This window comes from Microcoleus sp. PH2017_12_PCY_D_A, from assembly GCF_020738565.1.
Lineage (GTDB): Bacteria > Cyanobacteriota > Cyanobacteriia > Cyanobacteriales > Microcoleaceae > Microcoleus.
The window spans coordinates 45,023-69,679 of record NZ_JAEQCI010000013.1; the positions used below are offsets into that span (position 1 = coordinate 45,023).

Here is a 24,657-nt window from a genome sequence, read left to right on the forward strand (position 1 = left end):
GAGTTTTTTGAAGTGGTATTTCAAGCGAAGATAACTGACTCAAAAGCACAATTTGATTTCTGGGAATTGACCAAAATCACACACTACTCACTCAATTAAGTTTTTGTAGGAGACACAATGTTATGACTCGATTAGCGTTAGCATTGCTCGGGCCGATGCAGGTAATGGTGAACGGACAGCCAATCCTCACTTTCCCCTATGAAAAAGTGCGGGCGCTGTTTGCCTATTTAGCGATCGAATCAAGCTATCCGCACCACCGCGATTGTCTGGCTGCGCTGTTGTGGTCAGATCAGTGCGAGTCAAATGCTCGCAGCAATCTTCGCAAAGCCTTATCCACGCTGCGTCATCTGCTAGGAGATTCGGCGGTTGACTCACCGCTATTTCTCACCACGCGCAACACGATTCAATTTAATCCGGCGGGCGATCGCACGCTTGATGTGGCTATATTGACTCAGTTGCTCGTGAAGCGGAGCTATCCCGAAGGGAATCGTCACAGTCAATATTCCCATTCGGATGCTGAACTCGATCCAGAATGCGTGTCTGATTTAGAACAAGCAGTGGCTTTGTATCGGGGAGCGTTTCTCGATCGAATTCAACTTCCAGATAGCGAAGCCTTTGAAGCGTGGGTGATGCTAAATCGTCAACGCTTCCACGAATTTGTTGTCAACGCCTGTATGGCACTTGTCACACACTACGAACACCAGCATAACTATCAAAAAGCACAACATTACGTGCAACGGCAGCTTCAACTAGAACCCTGGAATGAATCAGCCCATCAATGTTTGATGCGGATTTTAGCACTGTGCGGGCGGCGCACGGCTGCTTTGAAGCAGTACGATCGCTGCTGTCAGATTCTAGAACAAGAATTAGCCACCGAACCAGAACCCGCAACGATCGCCTTATGGGAAGCAATTCGATCGGGCACATGGAGTGACCGGGCGAGTGCAGATCGAGCTACAAAAAACACCAGAAAAAACTCGCTCGTTTTCAGTACCTTAACCACTTTAGGCTCGTTGTTGCCCCCTGAAGCAATGTTATCCAGAGATTAGGCAATCGCCCTTCAGAAATTTTGTTGGAAGGGGCGATCGCCACTCCCTCAGTAAATTTCATGGCAGGGCGATCGCAGTTGTCACAGACTCCTTATGGCACGATCGAGAAACCTGAATCCCTGATACTAGGATTAGCAACGAGTAACGAATGTCCTTTTGCATAGCAAAGAAGTTCGTGTGCCCAGGATTCAAATAATGCGAAAATTTCATCAACGAGAGAAAGGCAACGCGCTTGGGTTGACTCATCCAATTGAATTTTAGCAATCTCAACGCGATCGCTGCCCACCGAATGTCCAGACTCTCGACCGAAGTGAAATTCTCCACAGTAACGAAGTTCGATCCCGCGTCGAATTTCAATTGCCTTCGCTAAATTAAGCATGGTACTAAAGAGCACATTTCCGGTCTCCTCAATTGCCTCAATAATGGCAATACGTTCTACTGCACTTGCCCCTGAAATGAGAGCAGCAAGTCGGTAGGTCAGGATGCGATTTTGGCGTGTTTCATCGCTCCAGAGAAAACGCATCCACGATGTTGGGCTACACAGATGATCGAAACCGAGCTTAGTGAAATCTTCAAGATACCAAGGCCAATGATGATCGTCCTCATAGGTATGGATATTTACTTGCTCTTGGTATATATTGGTTGTGGGTTCCTCTCGCAGCATATACTTATTGATGTCGCCAAAGCTCAGAATGAAGTGCGCCATGCAAGGGTAAAAACCAAGCCTCTCTTCTTCAGTCAAACTCGAGTCGCGCATATGTTGGAATAAGGGCAAATTGGAGTAGGTTTGCTTATTTTTTAAGATTTTTTTCAGGACATATTTCATGATGATTTTTTCCGTCATTGTTTCTTGTTAATTCAGTGATGTGTATACCCTAACAAGGCATCGTCTAGGCATCGTCCACATTAGCGTGAATCGAGCATGAATTGGTAAACTTTTGTTGCTTCACTGTACGCGGCTGCTTTGAAGCAGTACGATCGCTGCTGTCAGATTCTAGAATAAGAATTAGCCACCGAACCAGAACCGGCAACGATCGCCTTATACCAATTTAATGTAAAGCTCCATAAAATTCCGATCCCCCTCGCATCCCCCTTAAAAAGGGGGACTTTGATTGGACTCTTGTCCCCCCCTTATTAAGGGGGGTTAGGGGGGATCGGAATATGTGCAGCTTCATAAAAAATTGGTATTATGGGAAGAAATTCGATCGGGCACGTGGAGTGACCGGGCGATTGGAGAGTCCGATCGGGTGAAGCTACCATCGATCTCTGCGGTTTCTAAGCGATCGGTTCCAAAATCCTTAGCGCTAGTGGGACAGTGATTAGCCGGACTCGATCTGACTAATTATTGTGCCCAATCTCCACTGCTCCAAGTGCTTTTAGGGTTGATATTTGAGCATCGGTTAGACCCGTGACACCTGCAATATTCATGCCTTCGTAAAGCCGAGGCGATCGCATTTTTTTCACACACTCACCCGTCTCCATTTCCCACAGATTAATAGCTCCATCGGCGCTGCCGCTGGCTATGGTTTTACCATCGGGGGAAATTGCGATCGCCCAAACTTCAGATGTATAGTTCTGGATGTTTTTAACGCATTCCCCGGAGCAAACATCCCACAACTTAATTGTTTTATCGTGACTGCCGCTGACCAAAATTTGCCCATCTAAACTAAACCGCACTGACCAAACTGAAGCCGCGTGACCGGGCAAGGTTTTCAGACATTCTCCAGACTCAACATCCCAAAGTTTTACCAGTTTGTCGTCACCGCTACTTGCCAAAATCTTGCCATCCGGGCTAAAGGCAACCGAAAACAACAAACTGGTATGACCTGAAAGAGTTTTGAAACATTCCCCAGAGTCAATATCCCACAATCTCAATAATTTATCATCGCCGCCACTGGCTAAAATTGTGCCATCTGGACTGAAAGCAATTGACCAAGCACGGCAACAATCTGACAGAATTTGACAGCATTCACCAGTCTGAACATTCCATAATCGGATGGTATGGGTATTCTCACTACTTGCCAATGTGCGACCGTCTGGACTGAAGTTTATAGCAAATACGATATTCGCAATGCTTGTACCCCCCTGCATTACCCGCAGCAATTGACCTGTAGCGACATCCCACAACCGGATAATGCCACTATTACTGCTGCTTGCTAGCATTTGACCATCTGGACTGAAGGCAACGCACCAAACCCAATTTGTGTGTCCTTGCAGTGTTTTGCTACACTCACCAGATTGGATATCCCATAATTTGAGCGTTGTGTCATCGCTACCGCTGGCTAATAACTGTCCATCTGGACTAAAGGCAAGGGATTTAATCCCGGCGCTGTAGCCATGCAATGTCCTGAATGATTCTCCTGTGTGCGTGTTCCAGAGGGTGACTGTGCGATCGAGACTGCCACTTGCCAGAATATGACCTTGAGGGTGAAATGCGATCGACCAAATCCAACCAGAGTGTTTCTGCATAATTTTGCAGCGGAAAGTTGCAACATCCCAGAGTCGAACTGTGCAATCATAACTGGCACTAGCGATCGTACAACCATCTGGACTAAATGCAACTGCTGCGACAGGATCGGTATGTCCCCGCAAAATCTTTAAACATTGCCCTGTAGAAATCTCCCACAAGCGCACAGTACAATCCCAACTGGCGCTGACCAAAGTTTGACCGTCTGGACTAAAAGCAATCGAGCGAATCGCGTTTGTATGCCCTTCCAATGTGTTAATAATTTCCCCTGTTTCAACCAGCCACAATTTTACCGTTTGGTCGTAACTACAACTCGCCAAAAGTTGACCGTCGGGACTAAAAATCACCGCCATCACAAAAGTGGTATGTCCGCGCAGCGTCTTTAAACATTCACCCGTTGCTACATCCCACAACTTAATTGTGCAATCCCAACTCCCACTCGCTAAAATTCCCCCATGTCCCCCTTGGTAAGGGGCGAGCGGGCTAAATGCGACCGAATTTACCCATCCGGTATGCTCTGTTAATGTTTGAATACACCTACCCGCAGCCAAATCCCATAACTTAACGGTATGGTCAAAAGAGGCACTTGCTAAAATTTGATTGTTGGGACTAAAAGCGACACCAACAATCCAACTGGAGTGTCCTTCACAGGTGAGAAAATCTCGATAATCTTGCGATCGGCAGACTCGAATTTTGCCATCCACATTGCCCACTGCCAAAAACTTACCATCTGCGCTAAAGGCAACAGATATAGCCCCATTTGAATTACTGGTAAAGACGGATTTAGACAGATCGGAATTGGCAAAGTTAACTCGATGCAAGTTGGCATTTATCAGATAAGCTTGCCAGATACTCAAGTATGAAAAATCATATCCGCTTAACTTTATTTTTAGTTGAAGTAACAGGTTAATCAAATTGCCACCCGCATATCCCACTGAGTTGGGAAATTGCGTTCGCATCCGAAACAAAACCTCATTTAGTTGATATTCAACTTCTTTATTAGACCGGAATTCGCCCAGAATTCGTTCAGCCAGCGGTGTTAATATTAAGCGAATTTGGCTTTCTCTGATGTAATCTTTCGCCTCTGCTTTAATCAGGGCGTGGCTGACGAATAAATCTAGATTTTGCGACTGAATTTCCCGCTCAAATCGATCGATTAACTGTTCGGTAACATACTCCATCACCACAGGTTGTAGGGTGAATTTTCCGGCATTATTTTCAATCAGCGATCGCCCTCTCAGGGATAACAAAGCATCCAGGAGTTTAGATTGTGAAGGAATCGCCACAAAATTCGCCCGCAACTCGGCAAGGGTTATCCATTCTCGATCGATCGCCAGCCAATACATAATCTGCTTTTCCAAGTTTGACAAACGATTAAATTGTCCGTCGAGCAGAATATTTATATCTCCGAAAGCGAGCGCTCCCTGCTCCAAAAAGTTGCTAATATTGCCATCAAATAAATCTCGCACGGTTGTCGAGACAATTTTGAGCGCCAGGGGATTACCGCAATAATGTTGAGTTAAATTTATCCAATCGGTTTCTGTTTCGGAAAAACAGCCATTGGCTTGAAAAATTTCTTGCACTTCCAGGGAACCTAACCCTCTTAAGGGTAAGCTTCGCACAGGTGAGGTTTCGCCTTCGAGCGGGATCAAAGTTGTGGGTTTTTCCCGACTTGTTAATAGCAGACAACTAAAATGGTATTCGCTGCCAATTCGTCTGAGAAGCTCGCCATATCCCTCGTAACCTTCTCGATATTGTTCTATTCTACCTGGGAATGTTGCGTTATCGTTACTGCCTATAATTGTCTCAATATTATCGAGGATCAAAAGACAGTGGGAGGAACGTAAATATCCCATCAGTTGAGTGATTTGATCTGCCAATGATGTCGGAATTTCTGTTTCTTGTTGCTCGGAAATAATTTGAATCAAATTTAACAATACATCCTCAATTGGTGGCGCGTTGCGTAAGGATTGCCAAATCAGAAATTCAAAGTTGTTTTGAAGTGCGATCGCGAGTTTTGCAGCCAGTGATGTTTTGCCAATTCCCCCCATTCCGACTAAGGCAACCAAACGGCAGGAGTCGCTAACAATCCATTGTTGCAGTTGCGCTAATTCCTGATTTCTACCGTAAAATGTGGAGACATCAACGATTTCTCCCCAGTGGCGGTGCGCTGCAATTTCTTGTTGTTGAATTTGCTGTTGCAGCGATGGTATTTTTTCGATTTCGGTGCTGGGTAATTCTACGAAAACCCGACGCAACCGCCGCCCTATTACTGCCTGAAGATTGCTTTTAGTAACCTTTTCTCCAAGTGCAGTAGTGAGTAGTTTCCATAACTTGTAACCCACATCTTTGATATAACTAGCATCATAGCCAGCGCTCTCGGCAATATCTAAATAAGATAGCCCTTCCCAAGATTTGCGAAATACGATCTCTTGGATGTTGCTGAGGGAAGTTGGCGCGATCGCTGTATCTAAAATTTTCAGTGCTTCTTCCACAGTCATCGCTTTACAAAACCTCTAAACTCGTCTTCTGAGATCTTGCATTTATTCTAGCTGAAACGGGATCTTGGGCCCATCCCACCAGGCGAGGTGACAACCCCGCCGGAAACCAAGACAGGGCTGATGGAGGTTAAAAGCTGTGACAACAAGAGTCAAAAGCCCCACCCGTGGCGGATTTACCAAACTCGCAGCTCAAAAAAGATGGAGTCGAAATTGTTGGTGAATATCCGTTCATAATTTACTAACGTTTGCTAACAAACTGAAATTTACTTGCTTCAACCGTAGGTGTCGGCACTTCTACGTCCACAAGCCTTCAGGAACTGAGACTCAGCCCCATACGTTCTATATTCAGAGCCGCATTCAAATCACGATCCATTGAATGACCGCATTCGGTGCAGTCAAAAACACGGTCAGAGATCGTCAATTCAGAATTCTTCCGCCCGCAATTGAAGCAGGTCTTACTGCTGGGCTCCCATCTTCCAATGATGAATAACTGCGAGCCATGCAGCTTGCACTTGTATTCAAGTTGCCGACGAAATTCATAAAATCCCAGCATTGCAACTGCACCCGCCAGTTTGCCAAATTTCAGCATTCCAGATACATTTAAATCTTCAATGCAGACCGCTTGAAAGCTGTGAGCCAAATAGGTTGTAAGCTTATTGAGGAAGTCTTTACGAATGCAGGTTAAGCGATAATGCAACTGTGCAATACGCTCAAGAAAGTCTTTGTAGCCTTGCGATCCACGCTGTTTGTTGCGGTTCAAGTATTGCAGGATCGCAATTTTCGCCTTTAACCGTTTGTATTCTGGGGGAGCGTCAAACACTTGCCCGTTGGATAGAGCGGCAAATTGCTTCACTCCGAGATCAACACCTACAGACCGATTGGTTTTCTCGGTCTGCACTGGCTCAATTTCGATTTTGAAGCTAATAAACCACTTGTCAGATTGACGGGAAATGGTTACGTTTTTAGGCTTTACTTGCGGCAAAGTTTCAAACGTCTTCAACACCCCGATCGCGGGAACTTGGATGTGATTAGACCCAAGGACTTTGATCGTTCCATCCAACATGAATGAGTCATGCTGCCCCTTTTTCTTGAATCTTGGCGGACTTTTCTTTTTCTTGAAGCAGTTATCCCAAGCGTCACGCAATGCTTTCAAGGCATATTGAGGGGCGCATTTGGAAACCTCGTAGTACCAAAGATGCTCAGGTTTAACCATCGCAACTAACAGCTTATGCAAGTCGATGCTGCTGGGAAATTTTAGCTTTGATTCAGGATTAGCTTTGTTGTAATCGAGAATATTCTGAGTTAGCCAAACTCCCCAGTTGTAGGCATGACGAGCAGTTCCAGCGTGTTTTGCCAAAACTGTGCGCTGTTTATTGTTGAGGTTGAGTTCTGTCTTGAATCCTAGTAGCATGAGTCTATTGTACATCGGATAAGCGTACATATGTATGTCTACAAGAGAAAACTTTCGACTTTCGGATAAAGAGTCAGCAATCCTTTCACTGTATTGCCAGCAAGAGGATCGCACCAAGACGGATGTGGTTCGCGAATTGGTTAGAGCCTTGGAAGATAGGCTCACTCCTGAAAATAAGCAATTGTTAGCAAATAGCAGTAAATCAATCACTGTTGATTAACCTTCTTGCAATCTGCTGTAAATACAAGAAACCCGGCTTTTCAAGAAAACCGGGTTTTTGAGTTGAAAGAGTTTTAAGTTAACTTGCGCGCCTCAATTCGATTTCCGAGTGTTAGGCGATTCGTAGTAAACTCCAGAACCTGTATCGGAAACAAAGTGACAATCCCAGTAAGAGCGAATAAAGCTCTTCCAAATTGGATCGGTTGATTTGCGATAATAATCTCCCAACAATGGCTTGATGGCTTCTGTTGCTTCCTTCAAGTGATAGTGCGGCATTGTCGAGAAAATGTGGTGGGCGACGTGGGTGCCGATGTCGTGATGGATGGAATTGATGATTCCGTAATCGCGATCGATCGTAGATAGCGCGCCTTTCAAGAAATACCAGTCATCTCCGCGATACCAGGGAATATCGGCTTCTGTGTGGTGCAGGAATGTTACCAAATCCAGCCACATTACAAAGATTACGTAGGGAACTAGGTAGAATTTGAGTAAAAACAGCCAACCAAATTGATAGGTTAATGCGCCTAAAAAGGCTACCATCAATACTAAGGATGCGGAACTCGTTAACACGTCCGCTTTTTCGGAAGGACGGAAAATCGGGCTACCGGGCATGAAGTGAGAACCGACTCGATCGGGCGATCGCCGAAACAGATAAATTGGATAGGCAAATAACATCAAATAAAAGCGTCCTAGCTTTTCGTACCAGGGCATTTGATTGTATTTGCTCTCCGACACGGGATACCAGCTTTCATCGTTGTCCAAGCTGCCTGTATTCGCGTGGTGGGTTCTGTGGCTGATCCGCCAACCGTGGAAGGGTACGAGAATGGGTGCGTGGGAGAGGTGTCCGATCAGGTTGTTGAGCCATTTGCTCTTAGAAAATGAACCGTGCCCGCAGTCGTGGCCGACTACAAACAATGCCCAAAACATGGTTCCCTGCATGAACCAGAAGATTGGATAAAATAACCAGGAATCGAGGCTGTAGGCGATCGCGTATAAACCTGCGATAATTCCAAGATCCAAAAAGAAATAAGCTAGAGATCTCCAAGCCGAGGGTTCAAAACAATGGGCTGGAATGGCTGCTTTGACATCACTAAGAGTAAAAGGTAACTCTTTTGTACGAGAGGATGAGCCTGGATTGCTCGGCTGATTGAGAACAGTATTTGATTGCACGAAGTTTCCGATTTAAGCTGACTTGAGAAACCGCATTCCGCCTTTTAACATTCACTTTCAGCCCGCAAGGAGCCATATTTTTTACTCTGCAAGGGTTTCTAAAGTTCTTTAGTTCCGCATGAATCGCCCGCCCGCGATTCTCAAGCAAGTTTGCTTGTAGAATAGTTGTGTGGGGAGATTTAGCGCGATCGACCCTGTTATCTGAAAAAATCCTATGTGTCCGTTGTTGGTACGAAATGCGACTTCAATTTGAGATCGCACTTTCTGGAGGAATTACCTCCAGTTCGCAGGTAGCATACAACATTTCCAGCAGGTATTGTCAACGAGAGTGTAGGTTGAGCCGATCGATTTTAGATTGGCGATTTTAGATTCAAGGACAAATCTCAAATCCGAAATCTCAAATCGGAGTCTTGGGTTTCACATCAAGCCCTACCTCAATACGCTTGGGCTAACACTGTTTATTGCCCGGAGATCCCCCTCGCATCCCCCTGATTGTCGGGGGACTTTGAGAAGATTCTTGTCCCCCCCTTTTTAAGGGGGGTTAGGGGGGATCTGTCTTAAACCAAGCCTATTAAGTTCTACCCAACCGATCGCTCCCTACAGTTCACACATTCTGCCAGAGTTGCTAGAGCTAAGTTAATTTAACATTTCTACACACACTCTGGCAATGACTTACCAGAAAATTTTTTTCCATCCACAAATCCCGGAAAGCGAGCTACCCAAAAACGGATAGAAGCGCTAAACAATCGTTGCGGATACAGTAAAAGTTTAGACTAAAGTTTTAGGTATCAGATTCACTGTGCGAGCCGTGTGAATCTCAAATCTCAAATCTCAAATCTCAAATCTACTGACTGGCGATCGCTTTCTCGGTGTTTGGTTTTCTAGGTTGCAGCCTTTTCTAATATGAGCTTCGCCCGTTTTACCATTTCTGGAATCTCGATCGGATAATCGCCGGTGAAACACGCCGAACAAAAACTTTTCGTGTCTTCGTTAGTCGCACTCAGCATTCCTTCCCGGCTCAAGAAAGCCAAGGAATCCACCCCAATTTGAGCGCCGATTTCGGCGACGGACTTGGTAGCAGCAATCAACTGATCTTGATTGTCGGTGTCGATACCGTAGAAACAAGGATGAGTCACCGGCGGCGAGGAAATTCTCATGTGAACTTCGGTTGCGCCCGCATCCCGCAAGGCTTTGACGATTTTGCGGCTGGTAGTGCCGCGGACGATCGAATCGTCGATAATAATTACCCGCTTTCCTTCCAACACATCTTTGAGAGGGTTGAGTTTCATGCGGATTCCTGACTCGCGCATTGTCTGAGTCGGTTGAATAAAAGTGCGTCCGACGTAGCGATTTTTAATCAATCCTTCGGCGTAAGGAATGCCGGAAGTTTGAGAAAAGCCGATCGCCGCTGGGATGCCAGAATCGGGAACACCGATAACTATATCAGCATCAATCGGAGATTCGACGGCCAACCTCCGCCCGATCCGCAGTCGGTAGGTGTACAAATTTTCACCTTCCATAATGCTATCGGGTCGAGCAAAATAGATCATTTCAAAAATGCAAAGTTTGCGTTTTTGCTGCTGGCTCCAGTGGAAAGAAGCCATACCTTGCTCTGTAATCCAAACTAATTCCCCCGGTTCTACATCCCGCAAAAATTCTGCACCGATAATATCCAAGCCGCAGGTTTCCGATGCTAAAACGTACCGTTGCGGAGTTGTGGGGAGGGTGCCAATTACCAGCGGGCGGACGCCGTGGGGGTCGCGGACTCCCATGACGCCTTGGGGGGTGGCGATCGTCAAACTAAAGGCTCCTTGGCACATAGCAAAGGCACTGATCGCAGCTTCCAGCCAGTCTTTGCCCTGGTCTACCTCCCAACCGATCGCCACTGCGATCGCCTCCGAATCCGTCGTGCTCAGAAACTCGCAGTTGCGAGCCATCAACTCTTCCCGCAATTCTTTAGTATTGACAAGATTCCCGTTATGTGCTAGAGCCAGACTTCCCAAACGGGTTTCGACAACCACAGGTTGAGCGTTGACAACCCGCGACGAACCAGTAGTAGAGTAGCGAGTGTGACCTACGGCCAAGTTACCGGGCAAGTGACCTAAACTGGATTCGTTGAAGACTTGGGAAACCAGTCCCATATCCTTGTGCAGGTGGACTGTTTCACCCTCAAAAGTAGCAATTCCGGCGGATTCCTGACCTCGGTGCTGCAAAGCATACAAGCCGAAGTAGGTCAACTTGGCGACATCTTCACCCGGTGCGTAGATACCGAAAACGCCGCAAGCTTCCTCGGGCTTGTCGGGTTTGCTAGAATGCTCGTCAGCCTCGAAGGAATGGTTGGGAATCATAGATGGGTTGGCTCGTAATGGGGACGGTATGTGAGCGGGACAATTTCCCCGGTGCGTTCTGTTCGGGAAGATGTCGCATAACTTAATACTTTCTTAATCTTGCCACGGATGTGTCATTAATTCCAAGCGGTGTAGCATTTCAGACAGAAGCTATGCGGCGTTCAATGGCATTGTAGTATCGATCGCCCAGATCTGAGATATTAACCTCAATTAACGGCTGCTTATCGGTAGTAAAAACCCGCAAAGATGCTTCGGTAGTCCCAACCAAGCCGATTTTCTGCCACTTGCGGGCCAAATGTTCCTGCAAGTAAGATGTCCAAGCAGCCTCGAAAGCTGGACTCACCGACACTAAAATGCAGTTACCCATTTCGCCAAACAACAATTCATCCCAACGCTGAGACTGCTGCGAGTTGGGGTACAGGTGGATTGTGGCACCCAGTTTAGCAGAAATGCAGCATTCCGCCAGGGCGATCGCAATTCCTCCCTCCGCACAATCGTGAGCAGAGCATACCCAACCGCTGCGAATGCCGTCGCGACAAGCTTTTTGCACTTGTCTTTCCAACTCAAAATCGATAACTGGAGGCTTACCCGCGATCGTACCGTGAACCGCAGCCAAATATTCCGAACCGCCCAGAGTCGGAGAAGTTTGGACATCAGAATTTTGGGATGATGCACCAATTCCCAACAGATAAATTAAATCTCCCTCTTTTTGCCAAGCTTGGCCGCAAATCTTGGTCAAATCCGGAATCAAACCCACCATTCCGATTACCGGAGTCGGATAAATCGGTTGAGGATTCCCCTCAGCATCAACCGTTTCATTGTAAAGAGAAACATTGCCGCCAGTAACAGGAGTTCCCAACTCGCGACAAGCATCAGCAATCCCGCGACAAGCCGACGCTAACTGCCAATATCCCACAGGCTTTTCAGGACTGCCAAAATTGAGATTATCAGTCACAGCCAAAGGTTCAGCACCCACACAACTCAAATTTCTCGCCGCTTCCGCAACTACCGCCTTTGCACCTTCGTAGGGGTCGAGATAAACATAGCGAGAATTGCAGTCAACCGTTGCAGCAACTGCCGGAATTACCTTTACGTGTCCTTCCGAATCCAGAGGGGCGGGAACTTCAGCAATCTCTCTACCTTGTCCCTTTGAAAATAGGGGAATAGCGGCATCTGCTTCTACGATTTCTTGAGCTTCGGAGACAGCATCCACCGTTGATGATTTATCCTTAACAATGGAAGTTTCTGGCGATCGCAATCTGACAACAGCAGCATCCGCACCTCCCGGCAAAACAACAGTATTATTTTGAACCTGATGGTCGTATTGGCGATAAACCCAGCGTTTAGAAGCGATAGTGGGAGTATCCAAAAGAGTCAGCAAAATCTGATTCCAAGTTTGGAAATCACCTTGAACATCGATACCGGCTGCCGTGCATTCCGGCAACTTGTCCGCCGTCCATTCCCATGCTTTCATAGCATATTCTGGCGGTTCTGTCAACAATTCGCGGTGATAAATTGGCGTATTATCTGCCAAAGCAGTCGCAGTAATTTCAGCAGCGATTTCACCTTTAAAGAGAATTCGGACGATCGGCTCTTCGATGACTGTGCCTGCGACTACGGCGTGCAATCCCCAGCGATGAAAAATATCAATTAATTCCTGTTCCCGTCCTTTGTGGGCGACAAATAGCATCCGTTCTTGCGATTCCGAAAGCAGGTATTCATAGGGAACCATGCCGCTTTCTCGAACCGGAACTTTATCTAAATCAAATTCAATTCCGACACCACCTTTGGCGGCCATTTCCGATGTCGAACACGTAATTCCGGCCGCGCCCATATCTTGAGCGGCGACGACTGCACCAGTTTTGAATGCTGCCAAACAAGCTTCAATTAAGGACTTTTCTAAGAACGGATCTCCTACTTGTACCGCAGGGCGATCGTCCATCGATTTGTCAGTCAATTCTGCACTAGCAAAACTTGCGCCTCCCATGCCATCTCTGCCAGTAGTTGAACCGACATAAAGCACGGGATTTCCGGTACCAGACGCGCCAGATTTAACTATTTCTTGAGTTTCCATCAAACCCAAGGCCATGACATTAACTAATGGATTGCCAGCATAGGCATCATTGAAATAAACTTCGCCGCCAACGGTGGGTACGCCGATGCAGTTGCCGTAGTGACTGATTCCCGATACTACACCTTTGAACAATCTCTGAGTTTTGCTATCATCTAAATTGCCAAAGCGGAGGGAATTCAAAAGTGCGATCGGGCGAGCACCCATGGTAAAGATATCGCGGAGAATGCCGCCGACACCGGTTGCAGCACCTTGGAAGGGTTCAACTGCTGAGGGGTGGTTGTGGGATTCAATTTTGAAAGCAAGTTGTAAACCATCTCCCAAATCTACGACACCGGCATTTTCTCCAGGCCCGACCAGAATGCGATCGCCCTCTGTGGGAAACTGTTTTAATAGCGGCCGCGAATTTTTGTAGCAGCAGTGTTCGCTCCACATCACGCCGAACATTCCCAATTCAGCCTTATTGGGATGGCGGCCGAGGCGCTGAACGATTTCTTCGTATTCTTCGGGTTTGAGTCTTTCGGCGGCAATTTGTTCCGGGGAAAATGGGAGATTTGACATAATAATTGCGATGTTTTGTAGATTTTACATCCGTATTAGGGATTTTGTTACTCAGGACTTAGATATCAAGGCTAAAGAAACCGGGTTTTTATTGAATCTGAGGGTAGTATCGAAGTATTTTCTCCAAAGACCCGGTTTCTAACTACCCGTGGGTTAGTCCTGTGAATGCTAATTTCTAGGAGGAGGATTTTGTTGGTAACAGCGTTCAAACTTTAAGTTTGAGTAGGGATTGAGGGGGCTGCATTGTTGTCAGCTTCAGGTCAAAGATCGTACCAGTTTTTGGTCGCTCCGATGAGTTCCTAGGACGCGATCGATCGTACAGGAAAATCGACAACTTACCAAATATCGGATAATAATTGACATATATCTTGTTTTCTGCTAAAGCAACCGCACCCGACAGTTAAAATATTCTTAATTCCTCAAACCCTTGTGGAAGATTCCATCTTCCCCCTTCCTTCTTACCTCTTCCTTCGTGTCCTTCGCGTCTTCGCGGTTCGTACTTCCATCTTCCATCTTCCCTCTTCCATCTTCCATCTTCCATCTTCCTTCAGACTTCGGACTTATGACTCAAAATCTCAATTTTGCCAACCAAAACTTGCGGAACCGTTCATTTAAAGGGCTTGACTTATCAGGGGCGAACTTCAGCGGTTGCGACATTCGAGGCTGCAATTTCACCGGGGCGATTTTGAGGGGGGCAAATTTTCAGGGTGTCAGAACCGGACAAAGCCGCCGCCGGATCAAAAAATTGATTGCTAGGGCTGGCGTAACAGCGGTGACAGTGACGGTGGCTGGGGCTGTAATTGGACTGATTGGCGGGGCGGATGCGGGGGCTGTGGCTGTGGCTGGGACTGCTGCGACGGCGATTGCTGCGACTCGGGGCGAGGCGGGAATTGTGGCGGGGGCTGTGGCTGGGGCTGCTGCTGCGATCGGCGCTAACGGTATTGTGACATTTTTGGGCGGGGATACTCTCAGGGGAATTGTTTTATTTTTGGTTTCTGGGGTTATTTTGGGGTTAACTGCGATCGGCTTTTTTATCGCTGTTGAAGAAATCGAAAAATTGTCGGTAACGTCGTTTAGAAAAGCTGATTTGACTGGCGCTGTATTCGATCCGGGCGCGGTTCTCGATGCTGATTTTTCCGATGCGCGAGGCTTGCCGTGGTAAGCTGCACAATTAGTTCGCGATCGCAAAAATAATCGTTGTAATGTTAGGTAAGCTGTTGTGCACTTAAATTGCATATTAAAAATCAATAAACTCTTGTGGAACGTTGCTCCGAGCAGCGTTCCGAACATCCAATTTAAATACGCAACAGCTTACATCAAACATACTCCCCTAAACTTTATCAATTCAGGGGGATTATTTAGAGCGTCCGCCGTTGCTGGGGGCGTATCAGCACAAATACCCAGACCAATCAACAGAATTGAATTACTCTTAATTCGCTCTCCCACTACCGAAAATATCAGCATTAACCAGCGGTTTCCTCAAATTGTATCAAAAATTTATGAAGTTCAAGTAAAAGTAGAACTACGGAGGCGAACCAACGCAATTACGGGGGTACAAGCTACTACAGCGATCGATATCTTCCTAATTCACCTACGTGAAATCTGCTATATGTGAAAGTTTCGTAAAGATGCCGCACAGCTATTGACACGTTTAACGGTTATTAGTAAGCTCAACAAAGCAACAAAAACAGCCGACTAAAAAGTGCGATCGGCACAAACATCTTTCATCAACATCTTTCATCAGAGCGCCGACGATCAGAGCGCAACTGACAGTTTAACGCTGAGTGTAGCACATTTATTTGTGCTACCTAAAACTCTATCATTGGCTGATAAATTCCAAGAAACAAAAGTCAATACTATCCTTGAACATCCAAGGAAACGCATTAACATTTGAAAAATCAGGGAAGCAACGAATGTTATCAATCAACCCTCTCACCCCCAGCACAACTACCAGCACATCCATCATTCCTGACATTACAGAAAAGACCCAGTTAGGAAACATAGCCAGCACTTATTATTTCCCCCCCCCAGATAAAAACATACAGCCAAGCGAATTAGACACGATAGACATCTGTCCAGAATTGTCGAATAAAAGTCAATTATCAGTCGAGATCAACACAGATTCACCGATAAAAACCACAGAAATAGACGCTTTACTAATTGAAAACCCCGAAACGACAATCCATCCTATACCTAAAAAAGACTCAACAACAACATCCCCAATCGATCCAATTACTGGCAACAGCACAAAATCTGAGACGACAAACAACATCAAAAATGACTCCGGCACATTAACAGCAGAAGCGAAACATGGGACTGTTGCGGATATTACCAATTCTGTGATAACTCCTGCCGAAACAAAGCCAAATTCCTCCGCTACAGAAACTAAAACCGCAACAGTTTCCGAAGATTCAACTAATACCAAAAATCTGAACGAAGCAAAAACAGATTCTCCACCAGTAGAAACCAAAAACGCGACAGTTTCAGAAATTACCGACAGCAACTCAACAACAGCAGACACAACTCCTGAAAAGTGTAAATGCACTGAAACGGTAGAAACCAAAAATACAACAGTTTCAGAAATTCCCACTTCCACGACAAAGCCTGTGGAAGTAAAAGCAGATTCCCCCACAACAGAAACTAAAAATCCGACAGTCTCAGAAATTCCCACTTCCACGACAAAGCCTGTCGAGGTAAAAGCAGATTCCCCCGCGACAGACACTAAAAACCAGACAGTCTCAGAAATTCCCAATTCCGCGACAAAGCCTGCTGAGACAAAACCAGATTCCTCAGCCACAGACACTCAAAACCCGACAAAGCCTGTCGAGGTAAAAGCAGATTCCCCAGCCACAGACACTAAAAATCCGACAGTCTCAGAAATTCCCACTTCCACCACAAAGCCTGTCGAGGTAAAAGCAGATTCCTCAGCGACAGACACTAAAAATTCGACAAAGCCTGTCGAGGTAAAAGCAGATTCCCCCGCGACAGACACTAAGAATACGACAGTCTCAGAAATTCCCAATTCTGCGACAAAGCCTGCGGAGACAAAACCAGATTCCTCAGCCACAGACACTAAAAACGCGACTGTTGCGACTTCTGCGACGAATCCTGTTGAGGTGAAACCAGATTCTCCAGCCACAGAAACAAAAAACTCGACTGTTGCGACAAATCCTATCGACAAAAAACCAGATTCTCCAGCCACAGAAACAAAAAACCCGACTGTTGCGACAAAACCTGTCGAGACAAAACCAGATTCCCCCGCGACAGAAACCAAAAACCCGACTGTTTCGCACAATCCAGTCTCAGAAAACACTCAATCAGCCGTCACAGTTATTAATTCAATCGACGAAATAACAGGTGAAAAAACAGAAATAACTGCCATTCCCTCAGCTTCTACCGAAACAGAAGCCGCCGAGTTACCAGGAATACCAGCAGCAGCAACAGACATTCTCACTGGGGAAATTGAAAACATCTCCTTAACTTTCCCCAATACCTCCGTCAATGCAGACACTATCGAAACTACCAGCAAAGCCGATGAAAGTTTCCCACCAATTTCTGACGATGAAATTTCCACACTGTTTGAAACTCTCAACCGCCTATTACCCGCAGTAGAATCAACCGAAAACTCTCCACCATCCGAGTCAGAATACACAATTTCTCACTTGGAAACCGACTCAGAAAACCCAACAAATATTCCCGAAATAGCTACGACTCAAAATTATCAGCCGACAGACTCAGCAAATATCATTACCAACACAGACAATCAGCCAGAAACAACAATTGACGAGTATGCAAACCCAGACTTGTACACCGACTCCGAAAAAATAACCGTTATTCCCGAAATAGCATCATCCGCAAATAATCAGCCAGAAAATCCTCCAAATATCATCGCCCCCAGCCAAAGCGACTCCGAAACCAAGATAAACGAGTACCCAGTTGCTGACACCATTACCAAATTAGAAACAACCCCCAATTCCCCCCAACCATTAATCGGAATAATAGACACAGGCTTCGCAGCCGACAACCCCAAAATCGACTACAGCAAAATCATCCTCGGAAAAGACTTAATTGACAAAGACAACAACCCCCTACTCCAACCAAACGAAGGAAACCAACACGGAAGCACAATCCTCGAAATAATTGCTGGTGACAAAAACAAAAACAATCGCGAAACACCAATCTGGTTGGGAAGAGCAACAGGTTCCGGCAACTGGCACGAATCCTTGATAGAATTTGTAGACGCAGCAAAAGCATCAAAACAGCCCAACGCCGTAGTTAACCTCAGCTTCGACTTAACCCAAATCAATCCCGACGGCACGCAAACCACACGGCACAAACTGACAGAAACAGAAACAGCAGCACTCAAATACGCCCAGGATAACAACATCCTGATTGTAGCAGCCTCCGGCAATGAAGGAAATCTGATTTCCGCCCTCGGACAAGCATCAACAGAATTCAACAACATCATCACCGTCGGCGCAGCCGAAAACAACTATCGCGCCGGATATTCCAGCTACGGAGAAGGCTTAGATATTCTAGCACCGGACGACATTCCACAAACAGCAGAAACTCCAACAACCGAAACCAAACAAGGCACATCAATAGCAGCAGCAAAAGTCACAAACACCATCTCCCAAATGTGGGCGGCTAACCCATCCCTCAACTACCAACAAATCAAAAACATTCTCCTAAATACAGCCAAAGACATCGACGTGCCCGACTGGGATGAAAGGACAGGATATGGAATTATCAACGCAGAATTAGCAATTAAAACAGCAGCCGAAACCATCCCCGCAATTCCAGTATTGGCCGCCGCAAAACTATTGATCAAACCCTTAATTGGTGCTAGTGCAAATATTGGTAACTCTCCCAATTTTACAGCAGCCAAACCCTCAGAAAGAGCAACTGCAACTACAACCACTGCCCCCGGTACGCCAAAAGTTACGAGTACCTCAACCGGAGATTATAACGTCGGTACTAATTCCTATATTAGTGACTTAGCACCGTACAAAACCACTTATACCAGCAGTTCCAACGGCACAAATAACACCAATTCTCGCACTCTTAGCAGCCTTGCAAACACCCAGTCAAATTGGGATAAAAGCAATACCAAAACCAACTACAAGGGCGAATCTTTTGATGAATCCACCAGCGATTCCACGACAAATGTTGCTACCTATACCAGCAAAAACTTTTCCCAAAACTCAACAGAAAACAAAAATCAATGGCAGGAAAACCGCAGCCGAATCAAATACGAAGGAACTCGCAGCGATAGTAGCGAATCGGCTCAGAAATCTCGCAGTTCTTACAACTATACCACTCCCACTTACACGAGAAATGATGCTTCAGAAAGTTATCGCAACAGCAAATCGAAATCTAACAGTCAATACGGTACAAATCTGAGCATATCTAACGGCGATCGTCAAGATGATTGGGGGTCAAAATCAACCAATAACACCCGAAACACCAGCACCAATAGCGTATCCACCAGCAACAGTTCCAGCCAAACAGCAGGAAAAGCTAAATGGACAAACAGCAGTAACAACAACGATTCCAACAACACCCACAGCGGCGAAGAAACCACAGTCAACAAATCAGATTCCACTAGCAGTACAAACAGCGGCCCATCAAAAAGCAGCAGCAGAGGCGACAACTATGATGTCACCAAATCAACCTGGGACAATACCACAACCAACGGCAAAACAATCGGCAGTAACACCCGCGACGTTTACTCCGAAAACAGCAACAACAATCAAAGCAGTTACAACGACGGCAAATATAACAATACCAGCAATCGAGACACTTACAACGTCAATCAATCCCAAGAAACCAACAGCAGTAACGGCAGCTCATACTGGCAGAACAATCGAGGGAACAATTACTCAGTAAGTCAAGGGAATGACACACAAAGTTACAAGTCCGGCCCCGAAGCCAACAGCAGCCAAACAGATAATTATTCAGTAACTAAGTCAGATTCTTCCAGCAGCAACAGCAACGGCAAAACCACATCAAAGAACAATTCAGAAACTTACTCAGAGAATACCGTTCAAAGGAAAAACGAGTACAAAATAGATGCTTATACCACCACAGGTAGCAGCGACGAACAGACAATCACAGCTAGTCGTTCCAACAGCAGTAATAACGGGACTAACTCGAATTGGTTTAGTGGTAGCGATACTTCTCGCACCAGCAATTCACAAACAGTTACCACTTATAAAGATGGCAGGAAAGATGAGAACAGTAATTCCAGCTACGAGAAATGGTCGAGCGAAAGGACAGATGATAGTAAAGGTCTAGTTAGTGCAGTTGATAAGTATTCGCGGTGGAGTACGAGTTACAGCAAGTCGTCGTTTAAAGGAGGTTATACTTGGACTGAAACTATCAGCGGTTATGACTCGGAATCTGGGACTAAAGGTAAGATTTCTTCGAGTAGTAGCAGCAGTTGGACTTGGACTCGTAGCGGAACTGTTTGGGATGATGGACGGAATAATTGGAGTGAAAGTTGGTCGAAGTCTAGTTGGAAAGATGGCAAGTATTTGCCGAGTGAGTCGGACTCGAAAAATGGGTCTTTCGATCCGAAGAAAACTGGGCAGATTAATGATTTACCGAAGCTTGGGGATGCGCCGCGGTTGAATAAGGCGCCGAAGCGGGTGGTGCCGGAAAATTTGAAGAAGGTTCCTCCGCCGAGTCAAGAATTTACTGAGATTAATCTACCAAAACCACCGCAGGTTCCAGGTAATCTGTTTGCTGGTTCTGGTGCTCCAGTCAATCGTCCACCTACTTTTAAGGAACAAATACAAAAACTGCTGAATACTGGGGCGATCGCCAACTATAACACGATTGTTGCTTTAATTATTGACCCTAAGTATCAGGGTGAGTTGAGGTTAGTAGTTGGCGATCTAGATATGCGGACAATGATTGTACAGAAGTTTAGTCAAAAACCTGAAATGGCGACTGCGATTATGGCAGCTCTGCTTAAAGGAAGTCAATGGTGGACTAACCCTCCTTCCAATGATTTTAGTAAGTATTTTAACGAGCCAAAAAACGTACTACCTCTGCCATATAATGCGACAATGAACTGCTGGGAAATGATTTGGTATGCGGCATTTTTATGTAATCAAATGACTGCCGATCGAATTCGCTCTGCTATGCAAAAAGTAGGTTATACAACTAAGCCTGCTTTCTCAGCTATGATAGACATAATGGGGTATCAAGACGGTTTATTCTTCTATCCCAACCGAGGAGTTCCTAATCAGACAACACGTTTACCCAAGCCGGGGGAACTTGTATTTTTTAAAAATCCTACATCGGATGGTAAATTTCCTAAAGGAAATGCGGATCGATCAGCTAATGCCGATCACGTAGCTATTGCACTCACTCCTACAAAACTTGTCAGTTTGTGGAACCAACCGAACAATAATAACACCATACAGATTATTGATGTCAGCCAACTCAAAGGCTATGTTCAGGTAGGTTACTCGTTAGATTTTTTCAAGGATATACTTTGGTAGTTGGAGAAAGATATGTGGAAAAAATTGTGTGCTGTGTTAGTGTTTTTAAGTGCGTTCCTAATTCTAACGATAGGAAGCATACCTCTTTTAAAATCGGAGGAACAAAAAAGTGCTGTGAGTTGTCGAAAACTAGATATTTGGCCTATTGCTTTCCTTGAATGGGACAATCCAATTAAGTTAGATGTGGTAGATGTGGGGTGGCCAGACCCTAGTGTAGCTCGAGGTACATATATAGCTGGCCCTAAGTCTTATCCAATGAGACCTTACATAAAACAAACTTTTGCTAACTCAGCAGGGCTAGCGAGCATAGTTTCTCGGGGGAATCAAGAAACTCTACCAATGGCAGTTTTAATTGGAAAGACTACCAGAATAATCAAGCTCCTAGAACCGCCAAGCAAACTTAGCGCTCGCAGCGATGGTGGGGTATGGACAAATTACCCGCTATCTCACTATGACAGCACAGGAGCTTTGAAACGAGTTGTAGAAAAAGTTCCTGGCGTAGAGATTGTAGGTGTTGAACAAGATGCTGTTTGGGTGATGGACTTAGATCTGCAAGCTTGGTTTGTGAATGCTGAAGGTGAGGTGCGCGGTCCTTATCCGTGGGGGGGATTTGCTGCTTCAGTAGCGTCAAAACAAGCTATTTGTCATTTAAATCGAGACGCTATACGTCGCGTAGAATGTTTAGAACCGGATGGCAAAAAGCGTTATCCTCTTCTTTCACTGCCTCGCGAACTAAGAGGAGGGCTGTTGTCATTTTCAAACGATCGGCTCCTCACTGGAGATATTACTGGTGGTTCTTTAAATTATTACAATACAGGAGGATTGGCTGCTAAATTAACTATAGAAAATGCTGGAATTACCCCAACAGGCGATGCCTTTGTTTCTGTCATAGTTGACGATAAATCGGCTGATGTTTGCGTTAGCAATGGTACAACGCAGCGAGTTTTTATCGAATATGATGACCCATCGCGATTTCCTATTCCACTAAAATTAGGCGTGGCTGCTGTTGAGGGCGATCGCACCTTGGTGTATGGTTTCGATCGCGCTGTATGGTACAAGGGCGATCGCGTTGAGAAAACTTTTGTAGTGGACGATAATGTCTATCGCAAAGATATATTTCCTCATCACTGGCGCACTTCTACGAATTTTGTAACTGCGAATAGTTCAGATGGGACGATAATTTTGTCAACAAGCGGGCCAACGGGAATGGCAATTATTGGGATGCGTTGGAATCCTGAATCTAAGTAGTTGGACCTGTCGGTGAATTTTTAGAAGTGGGTGATTTATAATCCGATCGCCCTCGCGCCCGATCGCCCGCACAGTCAAAAGGTCGATATACTGTGTAAAAATATGCGAATTTCATTTGACCTTGATGATACTCTAATTTGTAATCACAAAGAGGTTCCCAGGGAACCCAATCGAGTGCCGTTTTTCCTCAAACCTTGGATTAACGAACCCTTGCGACTGGGAACACGTGTATTGATAAAAGAATTGAAACAACGAGGACATGAAATATGGATTTATACAACTTCCTATCGTTCCCCTTGCTTGGTAAGTTTGTGGTTGCGTTGCTACGGTATTCAAGTAGCAGGGGTAATCAACCAAAATATCCACAGAGCTCATCTGCGTCACTATTCAGGCGATTCGTTACCTAGTAAAAATCCACAAGCCTTTGGTATTGACTTGCATGTGGATGATTCTGAAGGGGTGAAATTAGAGGGAAAAAAGTATGGTTTTCAAGTGGTTGTGGTTTCTCCAGAAGATTGCAATTGGACTCGGGCAGTTCTGGAAGCAGTTGCACGTCGGTAACAAGCCTCATTTAAAGCGATTGCAACTCTTAAATTAACGTTGGCGGAGCGATCGCCCTTTCTTAGCCAGTACAATTTACCAAAAGCCGATCGCCCTCGCGCACAATTTGAAGGAGCGCCAGCTAAATTTTGATAGCAAAGAAGCATAGCAGAGTATGACACCGTTAGACAAATATCTAAACAACTAGCACACACATCCAAGTTTTAAAACATCTTTAAAAAAGGAGATTGACGATATTTTACAATCAGGTAAGTATAATATTGGGAAGTTAAGTATAGTAGTGATAATGGTATCAATTTGTGCGTGTAAGTCAACTGAATTGAAGATCGAGCCAATAGAAGTCATCGCAGATATTGCACCTCCTCAGAATCCATGCCCCATCTCTCAAGTTCCCGTCGATCGACAAGCTTTGACTGACTTAGATACAACTTCTCAAGTAGAGCAGGAAATAAAAGATATCCAAAAAAAGGCTTTTGAATTGGCAGTAGAAACAGCTCAGGGCGTGGGCAGAAGAAAGGAGCGACATACTCAGGCAAGTATAATGTATCAACGTCTGACAGAGCTTTATCCTCTGATTTCATGCGAAGCGAGCAAGGAGGCATTAGCAATTACTTGGTCAGAGGCTCGCCTGGATATTGGATATATCCTCTCAGATGGAAAAGAGTTAGCTCGTTCTGGTTTGTATGTTTACGTGCAAGAACTCAGGCGAAAAAATAAAGAGAAGTAAGTAAGAATAAAAAGTTGAATGGCAGATCGCACTTTTGTACAAATTGCCAATAGTCGATCGCCCTCGTGCACAATTTACCCAAAGCCGATCGCCCCCACAGTCCAGTGATGATGGGAGAAATGATTGGAGTGAGAGTTGGTCGAAGTCTAGTTGGAAAGATGGTAAGTATTTGCCGGGTGAGTATGAGTCGAAAAGGGGAGGGTTCGATCCTAAGAAAACTGGGCAGATTAATGATTTGCCGAAATTTGGGGAGGCGCCGCGGTTGACTAAGGCTCCGAAAAAACAGGTGCCACCGGAGTTGAATAAGAAACCTAAGCCGAGTGATTATATTTGGGCACCGACTTTTATTCCCATTAAAGAGCCTCAGTTTAAAGAGGTTTTTGGTAGTGGCTCTGATTCTACTTCCGGTGGAAGTGGGAATGATAATTTAGCTAATAATCCGTCTAGTGGTTCTGGTGGTGGTGGCTCACCAAATCAGGACAAAATACAGAAATTTATTCGCGAATTTCGTAGGGTGATGGCACAGGGAAAACGTGCTGTCATAGATTTTCTCAAAGGATTCATTTACCACTCCCTCATAAATGGTGTCGGTATCCTCAAGGATGTAGCTGATCTCTTGTACCCACCAGGGGCAAAATCTCATGCTGACATTGAGGCATATTATCGGAATAATCAGAGTTTTCAGGCAGGAAGAGCTATCGCCAATGGATTAACTTTTGGTAGTGCCCTGAAGGAAAGGATCGAGAGAATAAAACTCACGTCAAAGAAAAGTAGGCATTTAGAGTTGTAAATTAGCATTGTAATGATGCACAA

15 protein-coding genes are annotated in these 24,657 nt (G+C 45.4%); 9 read left to right on the plus strand and 6 right to left on the minus strand.

The annotated features are described in order from the left end of the window. Window positions 1-122 precede the first annotated feature (122 nt). Window positions 123-1,049 (plus strand): BTAD domain-containing putative transcriptional regulator, encoded by a 927-nt coding sequence (locus JGK39_RS02375; RefSeq protein WP_293245665.1) that lies wholly within the window; start codon window positions 123-125, stop codon window positions 1,047-1,049. A gap of 91 nt (window positions 1,050-1,140) precedes the next feature. Here JGK39_RS02375 and JGK39_RS02380 read toward each other — a convergent pair whose 3' ends face one another. The 3 genes from JGK39_RS02380 to JGK39_RS02390 all read right to left on the minus strand — a co-directional run bounded on the left by JGK39_RS02380 (window position 1,141) and on the right by JGK39_RS02390 (window position 7,428). After that, on the minus strand, window positions 1,141-1,893 hold the full coding sequence (locus JGK39_RS02380; protein ID WP_293245663.1) for a hypothetical protein: 753 nt from the start codon (window positions 1,891-1,893) through the stop codon (window positions 1,141-1,143). A 494-nt stretch (window positions 1,894-2,387) separates the two neighbouring features. Beyond that, window positions 2,388-6,017 carry an NB-ARC domain-containing protein gene (locus JGK39_RS02385; RefSeq protein WP_293245661.1) on the minus strand — a complete coding sequence of 1,210 codons (3,630 nt, stop codon included), beginning with the start codon at window positions 6,015-6,017 and terminating at the stop codon, window positions 2,388-2,390. Window positions 6,018-6,327: 310 nt separating this feature from the next. Further along, entirely contained in the window at window positions 6,328-7,428 is a 1,101-nt protein-coding gene (locus tag JGK39_RS02390) for a transposase (protein WP_293245659.1), read from the minus strand. A 34-nt stretch (window positions 7,429-7,462) separates the two neighbouring features. Between JGK39_RS02390 and JGK39_RS02395 the strand changes: the two genes are divergently transcribed. Then, window positions 7,463-7,648 (plus strand): hypothetical protein, encoded by a 186-nt coding sequence (locus JGK39_RS02395; RefSeq protein WP_293245657.1) that lies wholly within the window; start codon window positions 7,463-7,465, stop codon window positions 7,646-7,648. Between the two features lie 92 nt (window positions 7,649-7,740). Here the strand turns inward: JGK39_RS02395 and JGK39_RS02400 are convergent, their stop codons facing one another. From JGK39_RS02400 to purL, 3 genes are all read right to left on the minus strand, one after another. Further along, entirely contained in the window at window positions 7,741-8,817 is a 1,077-nt protein-coding gene (locus tag JGK39_RS02400; protein WP_293245655.1) for a DUF3474 domain-containing protein, read from the minus strand. A gap of 881 nt (window positions 8,818-9,698) precedes the next feature. Further along, a complete protein-coding gene (purF, locus tag JGK39_RS02405; protein ID WP_293245653.1) occupies window positions 9,699-11,165 on the minus strand; it encodes an amidophosphoribosyltransferase in 1,467 nt (488 codons plus the stop codon). Window positions 11,166-11,304: 139 nt separating this feature from the next. Continuing rightward, a complete protein-coding gene (gene purL / locus JGK39_RS02410; RefSeq protein WP_293245651.1) occupies window positions 11,305-13,797 on the minus strand; it encodes a phosphoribosylformylglycinamidine synthase subunit PurL in 2,493 nt (830 codons plus the stop codon). Between the two features lie 562 nt (window positions 13,798-14,359). Between purL and JGK39_RS02415 the strand changes: the two genes are divergently transcribed. From JGK39_RS02415 to JGK39_RS02445, 7 genes are all read left to right on the plus strand, one after another. Next, window positions 14,360-14,959: a pentapeptide repeat-containing protein gene (locus JGK39_RS02415; protein WP_293245647.1), complete on the plus strand. Its 600-nt coding sequence runs from the start codon at window positions 14,360-14,362 to the stop codon at window positions 14,957-14,959. A 57-nt stretch (window positions 14,960-15,016) separates the two neighbouring features. Then, window positions 15,017-15,412, plus strand: a complete 396-nt coding sequence (locus JGK39_RS02420; RefSeq protein WP_293245645.1) for a hypothetical protein — start codon at window positions 15,017-15,019, stop codon at window positions 15,410-15,412. A 298-nt stretch (window positions 15,413-15,710) separates the two neighbouring features. After that, window positions 15,711-21,308 (plus strand): S8 family serine peptidase, encoded by a 5,598-nt coding sequence (locus tag JGK39_RS02425; RefSeq protein ID WP_293295615.1) that lies wholly within the window; start codon window positions 15,711-15,713, stop codon window positions 21,306-21,308. A gap of 339 nt (window positions 21,309-21,647) precedes the next feature. Continuing rightward, window positions 21,648-22,556, plus strand: coding sequence for a hypothetical protein (locus JGK39_RS02430; RefSeq protein ID WP_293295617.1), 909 nt, complete (start codon window positions 21,648-21,650; stop codon window positions 22,554-22,556). 102 nt (window positions 22,557-22,658) lie between these two features. Next, window positions 22,659-23,117, plus strand: a complete 459-nt coding sequence (locus JGK39_RS02435) for a hypothetical protein (protein ID WP_293295619.1) — start codon at window positions 22,659-22,661, stop codon at window positions 23,115-23,117. Window positions 23,118-23,436: 319 nt separating this feature from the next. After that, entirely contained in the window at window positions 23,437-23,844 is a 408-nt protein-coding gene (locus JGK39_RS02440) for a hypothetical protein (protein WP_293295621.1), read from the plus strand. A 262-nt stretch (window positions 23,845-24,106) separates the two neighbouring features. Further along, complete coding sequence (locus tag JGK39_RS02445) at window positions 24,107-24,634, plus strand: hypothetical protein (protein ID WP_293295623.1); 528 nt, start codon at window positions 24,107-24,109, stop codon at window positions 24,632-24,634. Window positions 24,635-24,657 lie beyond the last annotated feature (23 nt).